This window comes from Mesorhizobium sp. M4A.F.Ca.ET.022.05.2.1, from assembly GCF_003998845.1.
GTDB lineage: Bacteria > Pseudomonadota > Alphaproteobacteria > Rhizobiales > Rhizobiaceae > Mesorhizobium.
Genome location: NZ_RZOJ01000015.1, coordinates 19,770 through 35,786 on the forward strand (window position 1 = coordinate 19,770; position 16,017 = coordinate 35,786).

Genomic DNA, 16,017 nt, shown 5'->3' on the forward strand with positions numbered 1-16,017 from the left:
TCCGCGCTTCATTAAGTTGACGATGCCGTTTAGACTCGGAGCTGATCCTTTCCGGTCGATCACCAGGATTTGGCGCGCGACCCGGCACCGGCGGTTCGTCTTTGTACGTTTGTGTCATCCAGGCCGGATCAACTCGGCCATCAGGCTTCTCACGACTTATGCATGCGTTTCCCACTTTTATTAGCATTCGGTGCGAACCCGCACCCTGCACCAAACCTGCGACGCCTAAGCTATCGTCCTCGACTTGAGCGTTCCCTGCTTCTCGTGGAAGACGCTAAATTCGCTCGTGCGTTATTGCCGGCCAGCAAAGGCTGCGGGTCGGCGGTGAGGGTGTCGAGGAGCGGCGGCCGTTCCCTTTCACTCAATAGTGCCGCCGGCGCCTGGATGGTTTCCACGACGCCGCCCCCGCAATCGTAGCCGTTGTGATGATCATCGTGCATGCGCTGAGCTGTTGGGGACATGCTGATGGCGGTGCCGGAAGCACCGGAGACATGTGATATCTCGGCAGCGGGCAGAGCGGCTTCTCTGTCGCTGCACAGGAAAGCGTAGAGTTCCTTCACGCAAATGCGGGCGTCCTTCTTGTCTTTTTGAAAGGGCGGGACGAGGGGCAACCTGATATCGGCCTTTTGGTAGAACGGACTGCGCTCTTCGTACAGCTGGTCAACCTTCTGCTCGATGTCGGCGCCTTGCAGCAGCGGCCGGCTGGTGTCCCTCTCGAGGCGCCTGCGGAGCTCTTTCAGCTCGGGTGTCGAGCCAGATCGACCTCGCCTTATTAAGAATCAGGGCTTGATTGGACTCCTTGCCAAAGCAGCCGCCGCCGGTTGCGATGACGATGGGGCCTCTCTCCAGCTGCTTGGCGAGCTCTTTGGTCTCCAGGTCCCTGAAGTGCGCCTCGCCACGGCCAGGGTCGGCGAACATCTCCATCAGATTGCCGTGATCGGCGACGATATGCTTATCGATGTCGACAAACTCCACCCCCAACTCCTTGGCAAGCTGGGCGCCGATGGTCGACTTGCCGCTCGCCGGCATGCCGACGAGCACGACCGGCCGCGTACCGAGGGCCGCGAGGATCTCGCCGGCTTGCGGCGAGCGAGCGACCGCAATCTGTTGTCTTGCGACGATGGGCGACCTGGAGGTCCCTGCCGCCCTCGACCTGCTTTCTCCTGACGAGTCCCAGTGTAATATCTCCCAGGCACCACGGGGAATGGGGACTAGCTGTGAGCTCTGCGCGCGGTGCGCGAGCTCGGCCCGATAACTGGCCGGCGTAGGGAACTCGACCTCGAAGCGATAGTTCTGCGCGGTTCTGAACGCCGTGTGAACGCCGCGTAACCGCGGCCTGTCCATCCTGATGACCCAGTTGGTGGTCTCGACCTCGCTGCAGTCCCGCTCCTCGAAGGCCAGTGCCGCCTTCCTGAAGGCGCGCGTAAAAGCCTCGTCCGGGATCTCGAAGACATGGCGCACGGCATTGGTGACCAGTTGGGCCTCCGGCGCCGTGCTCACGCTCTGGCCGGTCAACTCGTCGGCTATCCAGACCTGCCCGCCCGACCGTTGGTCAAGATGCGGCACCTTCACCTCGATGCCGTCCTGCCGCAAAAGCTCGGCAACCGCATGCACAATTTTTGGTAATCGCGCTTTCTTGCGCTTCGGCGGGGGCGGCTTCGAGCCTGGCCCGCTCAAGGGCCTGTTCGCTGCTCAGCGTTATCGTGCTGGCGCGGTCGTCTTCGGCCGAGATTGCTAAGGCGCTGAGCAGAATGCGCTTTTCGACGGCGAGTCTGATCGAGGCCTCCATGACCGATGCCGCCAGCGTGGGGTTGTCCTTCAGATCCGCCAGGCTGCCATCGACGTCGAACCGGCCCTGGTGGAGCTTTGCCGCCTGCGCCTTGACATATGGCGCCGACTTGAAGCCCGGCCTCTGCTCCAAGAGCCGCTGCAATTCGGTGGTTTTTTGCATGAACACCCGCGCACCGGTATCGGACTTGTAGGCGTCAGTGCCGACCTTGATGCCGACGCTCAACAGATTGATGGCGCTTTCATGCAGCTTGACTTCCGACTGCTCATGAGCCGGCTCGCTATTGAGCTGCAGGTTCCAGTCCTGGAGCTCGGCCACTAACAACGCGGCCAGTTCGCAGGCCACCGGATGCCTGGCGGCCTTGCTGTCTTCCCTCGCCCTGGCGATGAGCTCATGGAGGGCCTGGCCATCCGGCCGATCTTCCTGCAACAGTGCGCGGATGTCGGCCTTGAGCTCATTATGAATGCCCTCGTAGGTGCCGAAGATGGCACGCTCGGCAAACCAGCGTTGCGCCTCCAGCGGCTGCGCCAGCACGTTGCGCTGCAGGCAGCTGTAGGTCTCCAGCACCAGCCCGGTGGCCGACAGGATCTGCTTGGACCGGGTGAACTGGTAGCCGCTTTTCTCAATGGCCGGCGTGTGCGACTTCGGCGGCTTCATCGAGGCGATGCCGCGCGCCTGCAGCTGCGCGTCGAACTGGCGCACATGCTCGTAAAGGCGAGGCTGGTCGCCAATGATGACGACGGTGTCGCCATCAAAATCGCCGTCGAGCATTTTTTGTTCGACGCTTGGAACCGCAACCAAAGAGCCGGGCGCGAACACCTCCGTCGCCTGCAGGATGCCGACGCACTCGAGCGCGGTGTCGGCCTTGACCCGGTCCTTTTCCTCCAGCCAGTACGAATGGCACTTTACGTCCTCGGCAGACATCACGACCCCGCGCTCGGCGAAGTCCGCCGGCCACATTTCGTCGGGCACAACGATCAAGATGCCTTTGGCAAAGAAGGTCGGATCGTCGGCGGCAAGCCCAGCCCCCGACCTGTGCGCGAAGTTGAAGCTATATTGGAAGGCCACGCACCGATCCAGGAACGCCGCGGTCCGGTCGCCATCGCGCGCCGACCTGACCCGGTCGGCGGCGAACGGGCGCAGGTTGGGCTTGTCATAGGGGGAGCGTCCGACAAGCACGCCAGCGTCACGGGTCAAGGTCTTGCTCTTGCCCGTCGGCACATGCAGGCATTCGTCGCTGGACGGCACGGCGATAGCGCTCGAACCCTCGATATGCCCGCCCGTGACCGTCCGGAACAGCTCCTCGGCGGTGAGGCTTTGATGGGTTTCGAGCCAAGCCTGAGCCTTCTCGCGGGTCTCCTGTGCTACCTCGACGCTACGCGGATAATGTTGCAGCGCCGAGGGCGGTACCGCCGATTGCCTTTTATCGGCATAGGCAGGCATCCGCTCGGGAGCGTCGTGGCGAGCCCGGGCAATGGACGGCATGCGCTCGGCCAGTGAGGCCCTAATGAAGCCGCAGCCGTCATGCGGCCGCAAGGCGATCTCGCCGTCTCGCCCCTCGAACCGGAAGGGATGCACTGCGCCTGCGGGATGGTCGGGCAGAAGGGACAGCTTGAAGCACCCTTCCAGCGCATAATCATGGGGGCCAATGTCGGGGATGCCCGGCGGCGCGGCAAATCCGCGGCGCTGGGTATAGTAATAGGCTTCCTTGAACGGCGCCCAGGCCCGCGACAGCTGCTCAAAGGCCGTACCCGGAGCCGTCTCGGCATAGGGGATCGCCAAAAGCTTGCCGCTTGGGGCCTCTGCGGCCGTGAAAGGCAGGTGAGAGGCAAGCTGGTTCAGGCTCTTTTGCGGCGGCTTCAGTTTGCTGCCGCCGAACAGGTCCATGCGGTAGGGCACGCCCTCCACGGTGAACGTGCGTGTCAGCATGGCTCCAGTCGGAGTTCCCTTTAGCTGCACCGCCACCACCTTCACCGCGCCCGAGGTCAAGCGGTGGAAAATGGAATAGCGCAACTCGGCTTCGCTGGCCAGCGGCCGGCCTTGCATGTCGACCACCGGCAGCCGCATCAGTCCGGCATCGCCTTGCGGCGGTCTCGGCTCGTGGTCCATGGCCTGAAGGACCCGATGGACATCGAAGCTGGAGGCTGCATGCTGGGCCTGGATCATCGATGCGTTCTGCGCCATGAAGGTGTCGAGCGCTTCGAGCGGCTCCTTCGCCTCGATCTCGGCGATCACGCTCGAGTTCGCGCACCGCCTCGGCGCGCGCCGCGGCGCTCCTTCCTCGGCTGATGAACACTGCCGATCATAGATTCGACTGCCAGCCTCAAAGCCCCATCGTCGTGCATAATATGGGCTGGCCTCGCTACATTCGAAGGGGATCGAAGGCCGATCCCACGGTGCGGTGAAAGAAGCTGCAAGCGGCTTCCAAGACTAGGTGCGAGCACCTCGATCTCATTGTAGGCCCGTCATCGGATCATATGGAAATCGGTGAGCTTCATCCGCCGGCCTTTTACAACGTGGTTTGGTCGATCCTCTAGGGGATTACGCAGTCTTAAGCCAGCATTAATACCTTAGACGCGACACTAGGAATACTTTTACTATTCGCTAAAGCTCGATGCTATTTGACGAGGACTGGTCTTGCGTTTGCAGTTTTCTAGATGAGAGGGCTAAAGGACATTAGCGTCGGGACCAAGCTCTCGTTGGGCTTTGGGCTGGCGCTGCTGTGCGTCGTGGCCGTGGGAGTATTTGGGGTCGCGCAACTGCGATCACTCAACAAGGTCACGAGCGAGATCACCAGCGTTTGGTTGCCCCAGGTCCAGATCGTCGGCGAGATGAAGCGCAACCTCGCGGAACACCAGCTCTATGCGACGTTGCGCGTGCGCACTGCCGAGGCTGCGCAGATAGCCGGCATTGAGAAGGAGATGGCGAGGGAAAGCGACGAAATACTGCAAGGTCGGCGCGCCTATCGCCGGAGTGCCGGATCGCTGGCCGAGCAGCAGCTGTTCGACCAGTTCGTCAACCTATGGACGGCCTACGAAGATTCCCTGACATCGATTTTCCCGCTCCTCGAAACAGGAGGGCGAACAATGGCTGTCAAGGAGTTCGAGACGGTATCGCTCCCGACCGTTGCCGCCGCCACGCAGCGATTGGACGACCTGCTGGCCCTCACCAACGAGCGCAGCACGGCCGCGGCGGTGATGGCGGACAGGACCTACACCGTTGCGCAAAGATTGACTTGGCTGGCAGTTCTTTTTGCCGCCGGGTGTCTTGGTGGGCTTGTCGCCTGGATACGCCACAATGTCAGCAAGCCGATCCTCGCCGTGACCGAGGCGATGCGTTGCTTGGCGCAGGGCGAGCGCCGTTCGAGTCTCATTGCGCTGAAAAGGGATCGGCAGGACGAGGTTGGAGTGCTGTTCTCGGCCTTTGCCGGCTACCGGGCCAGCCTGGAGCGCAGCGATGCCTTGGCCCGAGAAGCCGAGCTGGAGCGGCAGCAATTGGCCGCGGCCGCCGCCAATATGCCCGTAGGGCTTTGCATGTTCGATGCGGAGAGGCGGCTGGTTCTGTGCAACCAAAGCTACGCCGATCTCTACCATGTGCCGGAGCCCCTGACTCGTCCCGGCACGCCGTGGATCGATTTGATGCGGTTCCGGATCGCGGCGGGCCTCTATGCCGGCCATGACCCGGAAAAGTATGTGCAGCAGCTGACGGAGACCATCGATCGCGCAGAGCGGACGGTGAGCCTGGTGGAACTCAGGGACGGACGCACCATCGACCTCATCCATCAGCCACTGCCGGGCGGCGGGTGGCTTGCCACTCACCATGACGTGACCGACTTGCGGCGGAGCGAAGCCAAGATTTCATACATGGCGCGCCACGACGGACTTACCGAGCTTCCAAATCGCATATTGTTCCGCGAACGCGCCGAGGAGGCTTTGGTCGAGATGCGGCGTGATGGTAGCAAGATTGCTTTCCACTGCCTCGATCTCGATCATTTCAAGATGGTCAACGACACGCTGGGGCACCCGGTTGGCGACGCCTTGCTGAAGGAGGTCGCCGCCAGACTGAAACAGGTGGCCCGTGAAGGCGACACCGTGGCAAGGCTCGGCGGCGATGAGTTCGTGATCATTCAAACCGCGGTTGATCAGCCGGTCGAGGCGACAGCTCTTGCCCAACGGGTCATTGATGGGCTGAGCGCACCTTATGTCGTCGATGGCCACGGGGTTATGATCAGCGCCAGCATCGGCATCTCGATCGCGCCGGACGATGGCATTGACGCCGACCAACTTCTCAAGACCGGCGACATGGCGCTCTACCGGGCGAAGGCGGAAGGCCGCGGAACCTACAGGTTCTTCGAACCGGAAATGGATGCGCGCATGCAGGCGCGGCGGTTTCTCGAACTCGACCTGCGCGAAGCGGTGGTGCGGCAGCAGTTCGAAATCTACTACCAACCGCTCCTCAATCTCGACCGCGGCGAGGTCAGCTGCTTCGAGGCGCTGCTGCGCTGGCATCACCCGACGCGCGGCATCGTATCCCCGGGAGAATTCATCCCGCTGGCCGAGGACATCGGCCTCATCGTCCCGATCGGTGAATGGGTTATCAAGCAAGCCTGTCTCGACGCGGCAAGCTGGCCCGGTAGCATCAAGGTCGCCGTCAATCTGTGCCCGGCGCAATTTCGCAACGCGCGCTTGCTCTCCACCATCGTCGAGGCATTGGATATCTCGGGACTGCCCCCCAGCCGGCTTGAGCTTGAGATCACCGAGACAGTGCTGCTGGCCAACAGCCAGGCGACTCTCTCGATGCTGCAACATATCCACATGCTCGGCGTTCATATCGCGATGGACGACTTCGGAACCGGATATTCGAGCTTGAGCTATCTGCGCTCGTTCCCATTCGACAAGATCAAGATCGATCAATCCTTCATCACGGACGCCGGAGATATCGACAGTTCCGTCGCCATCATTCGAGCGGTCACGAGCCTCGGCAACAGCCTCGGGATGCAGACCACCGCCGAGGGCGTCGAGACCGTGGAGCAGCTGGAACGGGTCCGAAGAGAAGGCTGCACCGAGGCGCAGGGCTTCCTGCTCAGCCGCCCGCTGCCCGCGCGGGACATCCCCGCGATGCTGGAGCGGACCCGCGCCGTGGTGGCGGGCGAGATCATTGAGCCCGAACCCGAAACGTCAGGCGAGCGAGACACGGACAAGCCGGGCAGGCGTCGCAGTAGGGCGTCTGTCCCCGCCTAACCGGGATGCAAGCGAAAAACAGTGCCAACGAACATGAGTTTGCCGGCCTAGTTCAGGCCGCCACTCGGATCATGTCGATAGCGGGTGTGTAGGTCGGCGCGGCTCGAAATTAGGTGTGCTGAGCGCCGGTCAAAGTGGGATTAGCTTGTCATATCGATTATGGGATCCAGGTTGAACCCGACTTGCAGGACTCTGCTCGTAACCGAGCAGATCAACCTCACATTCGGTCGCTGCTCTTCACGGCTGCACCAACATCCCGCCTACGGCCGCTGGGCTCGGGCGACGAGACCATTCTGAGTGAGCGGCGTTTTATATACCCGTTCGGTCGTCAGTACCTTGCGTTCACGACAGATACGCCGGCGATCCTCCTGCTCCGGTGTTGGCTCTTTGACCATTGCACATATGCGCGGTTCGCCTCGCTTGAAGGCAAGGAGAGACGAGCGTTTCACCATCGATCTTATCGGTTTTGGCTCGGCGACTGCGACGAGACACTGCGATAGAAGCGGGATCAACGACGTAGCTCTCGATCCCCGCCTTGCTCAGAACCCGATGGATCCAGGAGCCATCGAGCCCGGCTTCCTGGATAGCGACGACGGGGAAGTCTGGCCCCATGCGTGCTCTTGCCTTCTCTCGCACGCTATCGAAGCGACGGAACAAGGCGGATAAATCACCACTGGGGACACTGTGTTTCGACAACTTCTCGCCGCCACCTGGCGACAACGACGAGATCAGCCAGGTTGAACGGCTGAGCTCCAGCGATACGAAGATTGCGCCCAGACCAGTCCGGATAGCAGTCAGAGTTTCGGATCGGTCGGCCACTACATGCATGGTGTTCCTCCGCGGGGTGTTTGTTAGCAGCGTCACTCTGCCAGAGCACGCGCCGCTATCCATCCGTCGCCATGGGATCTGGTGATTGTTCATGTCGCCGATTCCCGCGAAGGAACGCCACCATGACCAAGATTGAAAGTAAGACCGCCAGCGCTGCCGTCAAAGACATTCTGCTTTCAGACCCGGACGGACTTCACGAAATGATCCGTGCGGTGATGCAGGAGGTGCTCGAGGCCGAGATGGACGACGGTGGAGGAGACCATCGAGCGCACGCTGACCTTCTTTTGCCTGCCGCGCCAGCATCACAAGCATCTCAAGAGCACCAACATGCTTGAACGGCTCAATGAGGAAATCCGCCGGCGCACCTATGTCGTGCGCATCTTCCCCAACGCCGAAAGCTGCCTGCGCCTCGTCAGGGCGCCGGCTGTCGAAACCAACGAAAACTGGATGGAGGCCCTACATCAACATTGACGACCTGCGCGAGCACAAGAAGCTCGCTCTACGCCAAGCCGCATGACCAGCATCGTGGCCGCCCCATTTTGCAGAACTTGACGCACACAACCGCCACTTCGAGTTTACCGACCGCACCGAGTCATCCACGCAAAGACCTGCGCAGCGTCAGCTTCAGAGCTTGGTCCCACCGGCTGAACGCCAAAAAAGCGGATCTTGGCCATCGGAAGCGCCCTCAACCGACTGAGAGGTTTCGGCTTATGCGATGCGACTGGCAGTCCTGCGCTCCGGGGACAAGGCCGTGGCGGCAGAAGATCCCCTGGACATCAGGCGATGTCCGGAAGGCAGCATCGTAGTAACGGTTTTTACGCCGCTCGCGGCACGCGCGAGGTGAACGTCGCCCGGGTGACCGACACGCTGGTGCCGTCAATATCGCTGATAATCTCCACCCTGGCCTCCAGTTGTTTCACCAGTGCTTCGACGATGGCTGTTCCAAGTCCGGTAGCCGGTACGTCGTTGGCGATCTTGCCGACGCCATTGTCCGAAACCGTCAGTTTCCAGTCACTGCCCGCGGTCTCGTAGCTCACCTGGATGCGAGCGCCGGTTCTCTTCTTGGGGAAAGCATATTTGATGGCGTTGAGCACGAGTTCGGTGACAATTAGTCCCAGACTGACTGCCCTTTGCGAATCTATCCTGCCGCCTTCGGCCATTACGGTGACCGTGATCGGCTGGGCTTCGCCGACCATCGACGAGGCGAGGCTGCTGCACAATTTCGGTAGGTAAGAGCCGACATCGATCTCGTCGACGCCGGCGGAGGTGTGGAGATGGCGTTGCACCTCGGCCACGGACAGAACGCGCTGATGGGCGTCCTTGAGATGCTGGCGCGTCTCTTCCGACGTCACCGAGCGTGCCTTCAGCAACAGGATCGAGGCAATGATCTGCAGGCTGTTGGCAACCCGATGCTCCATCTCGCGCAGCAGGACGTCTTTCTGCCGAAGCAGGTCTTCGGTGCGACCGAGCAGTTCTTCCTTCTCCCGCTCGATGATACGACGGGCCGTTATGTCATTGAAGGCGAGAAGGATGGTGATGGCCGAACTATGGTCGTAAAGCACCTTGCGGGCATTGAGCAGCATGGTGCGACGGCCGATCCGCGTTCCTGAGCCATGCTTGCCTCCCTCTATCCCTTGATCTGGATCTTCTTCGGCCGATCCGCCTCCGGCCGGTGCAACTCGACTTCGAGCAGCCCGTTGGCGAAACGCGCCTCGACCCGTTCCGGGTCGACGCGGAATGGCAATTGCACTGTCCGGGAGAAGGTCCCATAGGCGCGCTCACGGCGGTGCCAGACGGATTTCTCGTCCTCCGTTCGAGGCTCGCGCGTTCCCTTCAATGTCAGAATGTTCTCGCGCACCGTGAGGCCGATTTCGTCAGGTGATATCCCCGGCAGTTCCGCGGCCACCGCCACGCTGTCCTCGCCAGTCCAAAGATTGATCGGCGGAAACTCCTGAGCGGCGCTGGCGGTCAGCCCGGCCAAACGCTGGTTTACTTCCTGTTGCATGCGCCGCATTTCCACAAACGGATCGAACCCGATGCGGCCGAAATCCGACAAAAGCATGTACATCCTCCTATGATTCACGACCTTGCATGATTGCCACGCGCGACACGTGCGTGCGCACCGGAAGCGGAATCGATCGATGGCAACAGGAGGGGCGATCAGCACAGAGACCGAGCGGCCCGATCGCGCAACCTCGCAGAATGCGAGAAAGAGGGGTTCGGGCAGACGCCGGAACACATCCTCCTTGCGAAGCGACATGAACCGAACTCGATCCACCGTAGGGCCGGACCGTCATTCCCGTGCCAGGACCCGATAGCGGCATCCGGCTTTATCATTAGGTGGCCCCAAATGGCCTTTCACGAGGTGATCTTTGACATTCCACCAGTCACCTCTTCGGCAACAGCGGGGTCCCTTCGAATCCGTAGCCACGTTGCCTCTAGTCGCTGATTTGGCTTCCCTTTGCGCAACTGTCGGGATCGACGAAGCGTCCCGAATTGCACCGCGGTTCGATCAACTGATCGCAGGCGACGCGCCGCATCGTCATGGTAGCTGACGAATGAATCGGCATGACACGTCGCAGTGACCGAGACATCAAGCCAGCACCTATGTCGGCTTGCCGCAAGTCAAAAGAATCCAGCCCTGCGTGCCGCGTTCGCTGACCTTCGCCAGTGACGCCATTTGCATTTCGGCCGGACAGATGGGCACAGACATGTGCAATTCCCGCATCGCCCATTATTGGAACTCACAAGGCGGCGTTCTTTCCGTCTTGGCGAGCAGCGGGCCAACGCGTTACCGGCGGTGATCTTCCTGCAGCTTTAAATCAGTCGCCACCAACGACGAAATCAGATTTGGCCAGCACGCCGGCAATCCTGGCAAATCCCACAATGCTTGCCGCGCCTGCTCGGGTGTCATCTGTCCGGCGATCGCTGCGTTGCTGCTTCTCACCGCGCAACTGAATACCGGTCCCCGACGCGCTTTTGGCCACTGATTCAGGAATACGAGCGCTTCGCGCACTGTGTTGATGTCGTGACGACGTCGTTGGTCTTAACCTGGACCGGCGATAGGAAAGCCAGACCGGTTATTCTTACCTCCCTGCGATCGCACGCTGGATCTTTCATTCGGTGGTTGGTTGCGTGACAGGTTTCGAACGTTAGGTCTTGTTTTCTCTGGAAGATCGGGCTGTACGACATAATCCAAATGTTGCGACGCAGCGAAGGCTTCTGCTGGTTCCCGAGTTGAAAAAGCCAGTTGCACCTGGATGAGTGTGTCGCCGCCACCCAATAGCCCATCAGATGTTCAATGGCAGGCGGCGTCCGACGCTCGAACAGCAAGCGCCACGGCCGGCGGGTAGCCGATGCCACAGCTTTGGAGCTGCCCCGGATACTATTATAAGACCGATTGACGCGGGGCTCGACGCGTTTGCGGCAAATAAGCTCGAGTGTGGACAGAGATGTGACGTTCTATTGAGTCGCTGACCCAATCGGTAGCGACCTGGTGATCCACGCAACCAATTCCGGTCGTTTCTGTCACTAAGAACTCGATATTCGCTATTTGCACCTCGAAAGTCGCATAATTGGCAGTGAGAAACTCAACGCGTTGTGAGGATGGCATAGAGAAGCAGTAGCCCCTTCTCTAGTCTCGCTACGGGAAAAATTCTGGAAAATGGGTCTGCTTGGCTGGACGCAGAACGCTGTGGTTATTCAGCCGGCATTTCTGAAGCCTCTCCAAGACAAACAGCTTGCCTTCGCGCACGCTGTCTTCGAGCGGCTTCGGCTTCGCCAGATGCGCCGCAATCGCGCTGGCCAGCATGCAACCTGTCCCGCGCATCGATGTGGCAAGGCGCGGTGCATCGAAGCGGATGGGTTCGTGCCCGGAGCGTAACAGAATATCGGTCGACCGGGTTCCCGACGCATGCCCACCCTTGATCAGCAGGGCTTGAGGGCCGGCGGCCAGCAGTCTTTTTCCTTGTTGGAGCGCTCCGTCCTCATCCACTGCCAGTTCGGAGCCACTAAGGAGCGCCAGTTCAGGGAGGTTGGGCGTGACAATGCAGCAAAGCGGCATAAGATCGCGCTTCATGGCAGCGATAGCGCCTGCTTGCAGAAGTGCGCGGCCTGAGGTGGAGGCCAGCACAGGGTCGAGTACTGCGGGGACATGCGGAAATTTGCGCAGCACTGCGGCAACGGCAACAATGATCTTGGCAGTCGCCAGCATGCCGATCTTGATTGTGGCCACGTCGTTGGCCTGCAGCGCGGCGCACATCTGATTGGCCACCAGGCTAGGTGGCGAATAATAGATTTCGATCACGGCGTCATGCGTTTGCACCGTTAGCGCTGTGACGGCGAGACAGGTGCGCACGCCAATGGCAGAGATCGTCTCGATATCGCGTGCAATTCCAGCACCGCCACTGGAGTCCGATCCACCGACGACAAGCACATGTGGTTCTCGCCTCAGCGCCATTGGTCCGTCTTTTCGATCCATTCTCGCGTGCGCGCCTCGGGGTCGTCGTTGAGCGTGATGTCGGTCACCACCGCCGCGCTGTCCGCGCCAGCCGCAAAGACACCGTCGAGCCGCTCAGGGTTGAGGCCACCAATGGCGACCAATTGAAACGGCGCGACCTGGCGCTTCCATTCGCTGATCCGTTCGACCCCTTGCGGCGCCCATTTCATCTTCTTCAGGATGGTCGGATAGATGGGTCCAAGCGCTATGTAGTCAGGCTCGGCGGCCATCGCCGTTTCCAGCTCCTGATGATCATGTGTGCTCAGTCCGAGCCTTACGCCGGCTGCCCGTATCGCCAAGAGGTCAGCGGTCTGCAAATCCTCCTGGCCGAGATGTATGAAGTCGCAGCCTTCCTCGATTGCCAGGCGCCAGTGGTCGTTGACGATGAGTTGGCACTGGTATCGAGCACACAAGGCCTTCGCGGTGCGGATCTCCGCGCGCAACCCAGCCTCATCCACGGTCTTGATGCGCAGTTGCAGAAGCCGGACTCCGAGTGGGACCAGCCGTTCGATCCAGGCAGCGCTGTCGACGATCAGATAAAAGGGATCGAGCTTCATGAAAAAACGGCCCTGCCGACCATCGGTGTCGATGGCACGGCGACGTCGCGCGGTTCGAGCATTCCCGAACTGAACGCCTCACGACCGGCGTCGACCGCCTTACCGAAAGCACGCGCCATGCCGACCGGATATGCCGCCTTGGCGACCGCTGTGTTCAGGAGCACGGCGTCAAAGCCGAGTTCCATGACGGTGGCCGCGTGCGACGGCCGTCCGAGCCCCGCATCCACAATCAGCGGGACGCCAGGGAAATATCCGCGCATCGAGCGCAGCGCCGTCATGTTGACCGGTCCCAAGGCGGAACCGATCGGTGCGCACCACGGCATCAGGACCTTGCAGCCCGTTTCCAGCAGCCGCTCGGCGACAACGAGATCGTCGGTGGTATAGGGGAATACCGCAAAGCCGTCCTCGCACAGGATGCGGGCGGCTTCAACCAGACCGAACACATCCGGCTGTAGCGTGTCGTGATTGCCGATCACTTCGAGCTTGATCCAGTTGGTGCCGAAGACCTCGCGCGCCATTTTCGCGGTGGTGACGGCTTCCTTGACGGAGAGGCAGCCGGCGGTATTGGGCAGGATTCTGGCGCCCAGCGAGCGGATCAACGACCAGAATTGTTCGCCGGCTCTACCGCCCGCCATCTCACGCCGCAACGAGACGGTCACCACCGACGTGCCCGACGCCTTGACTGCATCGGCAAGGATGGCCGGCGAAGGATATTGAGCGGTGCCGAGAAGCAGGCGCGACGAAAGCTCGGTTCCATAAAGCTCCAACATGCTAGCCGCCCTGCATGGGCGAGAGGATTTCGATCCGGTCGCCGTCGCTCAACTGGAACTCCGTGCGGTTGGCTTTGTGCACGAGGTCGCCGTTGACGGCGGTGGCGAGCCAATCGCCCTCATAGTCGAGCGCGGCAAGCAACTCGGCCAGCGTGGTGGCGGCAATCTCACGCGCCTCGCCGTTGACCATCAGTTTCATGAGCATGCTCCTTGGTTCTGTCTTGACTGAAAACCAGGCCGGCAGCCTGGCGCGCCATGGCGGGGGCGAGGAGAAAACCGTGACGATAAAGACCGTTGATCGCGATGATCTCACCGTCTGTTTCGACGCGTGGCAAATTGTCGGGAAATGCCGGACGGACACCCACACCGGTTTCAACGATCTCGGCCTCACCAAAGGCCGGATGGAGGGCATGGGCGGCGCCCAGCAGCTCCATCATGGAACGCGCCGTCACCGGTCCGGCGCTCTGGCTTTCAATCATCGTCGCTCCGATCATGAAACGGTGATCGGTGCGCGGCACGGCATAAAGCGGAAAGCGTGGATGAAGCAAACGGACCGGCCGCGACAGCGAGACATCAGGCGTGCGAAGGATCAGCATTTCGCCGCGAACACCGCGCAGCCTGTCATCGGCCGCTGCCATTCCCATGCAGTCTATCTGACGGGCGAAACCCGAAACAGGCCGGGCGTCGCAGCCGAAGTGGAATTTGACACCCATGGTCGCAAGGTTGTCATGAAGTGCCGCCATCGCCTGGCGTGGGTCGAGGTGAGCCTCGTTGGGGAAGAGCAATCCACGCCGGAAGCGGCCGGCGAGGTCGGGTTCCAGGAGCGCAATTTCGTTTTCATCGACGCGCCTATGCCCTGACGTGCGACTGGCGAACCGGTCAAGCTCACCGGCATCACGCGGCGCGGCCACGACCAATGTCCCGGCCCGTGTCACCTGACCCGACAGCACCGCATCCCACCAGTCGGCAGCGTCGCGTCCGAGATCCAGCACCGGCTGCTCCGCGCTTTCGCGCTCGCACCATGGCGCCAGCATGCCGCCGGCGAACCACGACGCGTTGCCGCCAAGGCCATGCCGCATCTCGGCGACTGTGACCGTCGCGCCGCGGGCGGCGAGTTCGAAAGCGACGGTGAGGCCGGCAACGCCGGCCCCTTTGACGAGCACCCTCATGATGGTTTGGGAGCCTCCGGCACGACCGGTACGCCAGTCTCGTCCGCCGGCATGTAGAGATCGCCGCCCTCCCGGTATTTTGCCGCCATTGCCGCCATGCCTTCCTTCTGAGCCTCGGCACGGATGTCGTGGGAAATGCGCATGGAGCAGAATTTCGGCCCGCACATCGAACAGAAATGTGCCAGCTTGTGCGCCTCCTTGGGCAAGGTCTGGTCGTGGAAGGACCGTGCGGTTTCGGGGTCGAGCGACAGGTTGAACTGGTCCTCCCAGCGGAACTCGAAGCGCGCGCGCGAAAGGGCATCATCCCTGGTTTTCGCTGCCGGATGGCCCTTCGCCAGATCGGCTGCATGGGCGGCTATCTTGTAAGTGATCACCCCAATCTTGACGTCGTTGCGGTCGGGAAGGCCGAGATGCTCTTTCGGCGTGACGTAGCAAAGCATTGCGGTGCCGAACCAGCCTATCATGGCGGCACCTATCCCTGAGGTGATGTGGTCATAGCCCGGCGCGATGTCGGTCGTCAGCGGCCCCAACGTGTAGAACGGCGCCTCACCGCACACTGCGAGCTGCTTGTCCATGTTCTGCCTGATCTTGTGCATGGGGACATGGCCCGGGCCTTCGATCATCACCTGGCAGTCCTTTGCCCAGGCAATCTTGGTGAGTTCTCCAAGTGTTTCCAGTTCGGCGAATTGCGCCGCGTCGTTCGCATCGGCGATTGAACCGGGACGAAGGCCGTCGCCGAGCGAGAAGGAAACGTCATAGGCTCTGGCGATGTCGCAGATCTCCTCGAAATGCTCGTAGAGGAAGCTCTCCCGGTGATGGTGCAGGCACCATTTGGCCATGATCGAGCCGCCGCGCGAGACGATGCCCGTGACCCGGTCGACGGTCAGCGGTATGTAGTGCAGCCGCACGCCGGCGTGGATGGTGAAATAGTCGACGCCTTGCTCGGCCTGCTCGATCAGCGTGTCGCGATAGACCTCCCAGTTGAGGTCCTCGGCGATGCCGCCGACCTTTTCGAGCGCCTGATAGAGCGGCACCGTGCCGATCGGCACCGGTGCATTGCGCACGATCCAGTCGCGGATGTTGTGGATGTTGCGGCCGGTCGACAGGTCCATCACCGTATCGGCGCCCCAGCGGATCGCCCACACCATCTTTTCGACCTCTTCGGC

General features: G+C 61.4%; 13 protein-coding genes and 3 pseudogenes. 3 read left to right on the forward strand and 13 right to left on the reverse strand.

All coding sequences use genetic code 11. From position 1 onward, the window contains the following. Positions 1-230 precede the first annotated feature (230 nt). The 3 genes from EN745_RS36780 to EN745_RS03635 are packed head-to-tail and all read right to left on the reverse strand — an operon-like array spanning position 231 to position 4,024. Positions 231-773, reverse strand: a complete 543-nt coding sequence (locus EN745_RS36780; RefSeq protein ID WP_306462658.1) for a shikimate kinase — start codon at positions 771-773, stop codon at positions 231-233. Further along, the gene (locus EN745_RS36785) at positions 661-1,593 is read right to left on the reverse strand and encodes a shikimate kinase (protein ID WP_245455306.1); all 933 of its coding nucleotides are present in this window, start codon (positions 1,591-1,593) and stop codon (positions 661-663) included. Before EN745_RS36785 ends, EN745_RS36780 begins: the two co-directional genes overlap by 113 nt. After that, positions 1,553-4,024 (reverse strand): hypothetical protein, encoded by a 2,472-nt coding sequence (locus tag EN745_RS03635; RefSeq protein ID WP_245455307.1) that lies wholly within the window; start codon positions 4,022-4,024, stop codon positions 1,553-1,555. Before EN745_RS03635 ends, EN745_RS36785 begins: the two co-directional genes overlap by 41 nt. A gap of 422 nt (positions 4,025-4,446) precedes the next feature. On the opposite strand from EN745_RS03635, the gene EN745_RS03640 reads away from it, so the two are divergent. Further along, the gene (locus EN745_RS03640; RefSeq protein ID WP_127420561.1) at positions 4,447-7,029 is read left to right on the forward strand and encodes an EAL domain-containing protein; all 2,583 of its coding nucleotides are present in this window, start codon (positions 4,447-4,449) and stop codon (positions 7,027-7,029) included. A 314-nt stretch (positions 7,030-7,343) separates the two neighbouring features. Here EN745_RS03640 and EN745_RS35920 read toward each other — a convergent pair. Then, positions 7,344-7,857 (reverse strand): annotated as a pseudogene (locus EN745_RS35920) (transposase); the annotation flags it as partial. A gap of 122 nt (positions 7,858-7,979) precedes the next feature. Here EN745_RS35920 and EN745_RS03650 point away from each other — a divergent pair. Both EN745_RS03650 and EN745_RS03655 read left to right on the forward strand, forming a co-directional pair. Next, on the forward strand, positions 7,980-8,192 hold the full coding sequence (locus EN745_RS03650; protein ID WP_126057615.1) for a hypothetical protein: 213 nt from the start codon (positions 7,980-7,982) through the stop codon (positions 8,190-8,192). Further along, positions 8,092-8,374 (forward strand): annotated as a pseudogene (locus EN745_RS03655) (transposase); the annotation flags it as partial. The gene EN745_RS03650 and the pseudogene EN745_RS03655, both read left to right, overlap by 101 nt. A 298-nt stretch (positions 8,375-8,672) precedes the next feature. Here the strand turns inward: EN745_RS03655 and EN745_RS03660 are convergent. From EN745_RS03660 to thiC, 9 genes and pseudogenes are all read right to left on the reverse strand, one after another. Further along, positions 8,673-9,455: pseudogene (locus tag EN745_RS03660) on the reverse strand (sensor histidine kinase); the annotation flags it as partial. A gap of 29 nt (positions 9,456-9,484) precedes the next feature. Then, entirely contained in the window at positions 9,485-10,117 is a 633-nt protein-coding gene (locus EN745_RS03665) for an Hsp20/alpha crystallin family protein (protein ID WP_126057616.1), read from the reverse strand. 531 nt (positions 10,118-10,648) lie between these two features. Further along, positions 10,649-10,873 (reverse strand): DUF982 domain-containing protein, encoded by a 225-nt coding sequence (locus EN745_RS03670; protein ID WP_245454712.1) that lies wholly within the window; start codon positions 10,871-10,873, stop codon positions 10,649-10,651. Positions 10,874-11,500: 627 nt separating this feature from the next. After that, on the reverse strand, positions 11,501-12,316 hold the full coding sequence (locus tag EN745_RS03680; RefSeq protein ID WP_126057617.1) for a hydroxymethylpyrimidine/phosphomethylpyrimidine kinase: 816 nt from the start codon (positions 12,314-12,316) through the stop codon (positions 11,501-11,503). After that, complete coding sequence (locus EN745_RS03685) at positions 12,307-12,912, reverse strand: thiamine phosphate synthase (protein ID WP_126057618.1); 606 nt, start codon at positions 12,910-12,912, stop codon at positions 12,307-12,309. Before EN745_RS03685 ends, EN745_RS03680 begins: the two co-directional genes overlap by 10 nt. Further along, the gene (locus tag EN745_RS03690) at positions 12,909-13,682 is read right to left on the reverse strand and encodes a thiazole synthase (RefSeq protein WP_126057619.1); all 774 of its coding nucleotides are present in this window, start codon (positions 13,680-13,682) and stop codon (positions 12,909-12,911) included. Before EN745_RS03690 ends, EN745_RS03685 begins: the two co-directional genes overlap by 4 nt. A gap of 1 nt (position 13,683) precedes the next feature. After that, positions 13,684-13,881 carry a sulfur carrier protein ThiS gene (thiS, locus tag EN745_RS03695; protein WP_126057620.1) on the reverse strand — a complete coding sequence of 66 codons (198 nt, stop codon included), beginning with the start codon at positions 13,879-13,881 and terminating at the stop codon, positions 13,684-13,686. Continuing rightward, positions 13,850-14,851, reverse strand: coding sequence for a glycine oxidase ThiO (gene thiO, locus EN745_RS03700; protein ID WP_126057621.1), 1,002 nt, complete (start codon positions 14,849-14,851; stop codon positions 13,850-13,852). Before thiO ends, thiS begins: the two co-directional genes overlap by 32 nt. Then, a partial coding sequence (gene thiC / locus EN745_RS03705) for a phosphomethylpyrimidine synthase ThiC (protein WP_127420562.1) occupies positions 14,848-16,017 on the reverse strand: 1,170 nt, incomplete at its 5' end. The genes thiO and thiC, both read right to left, overlap by 4 nt.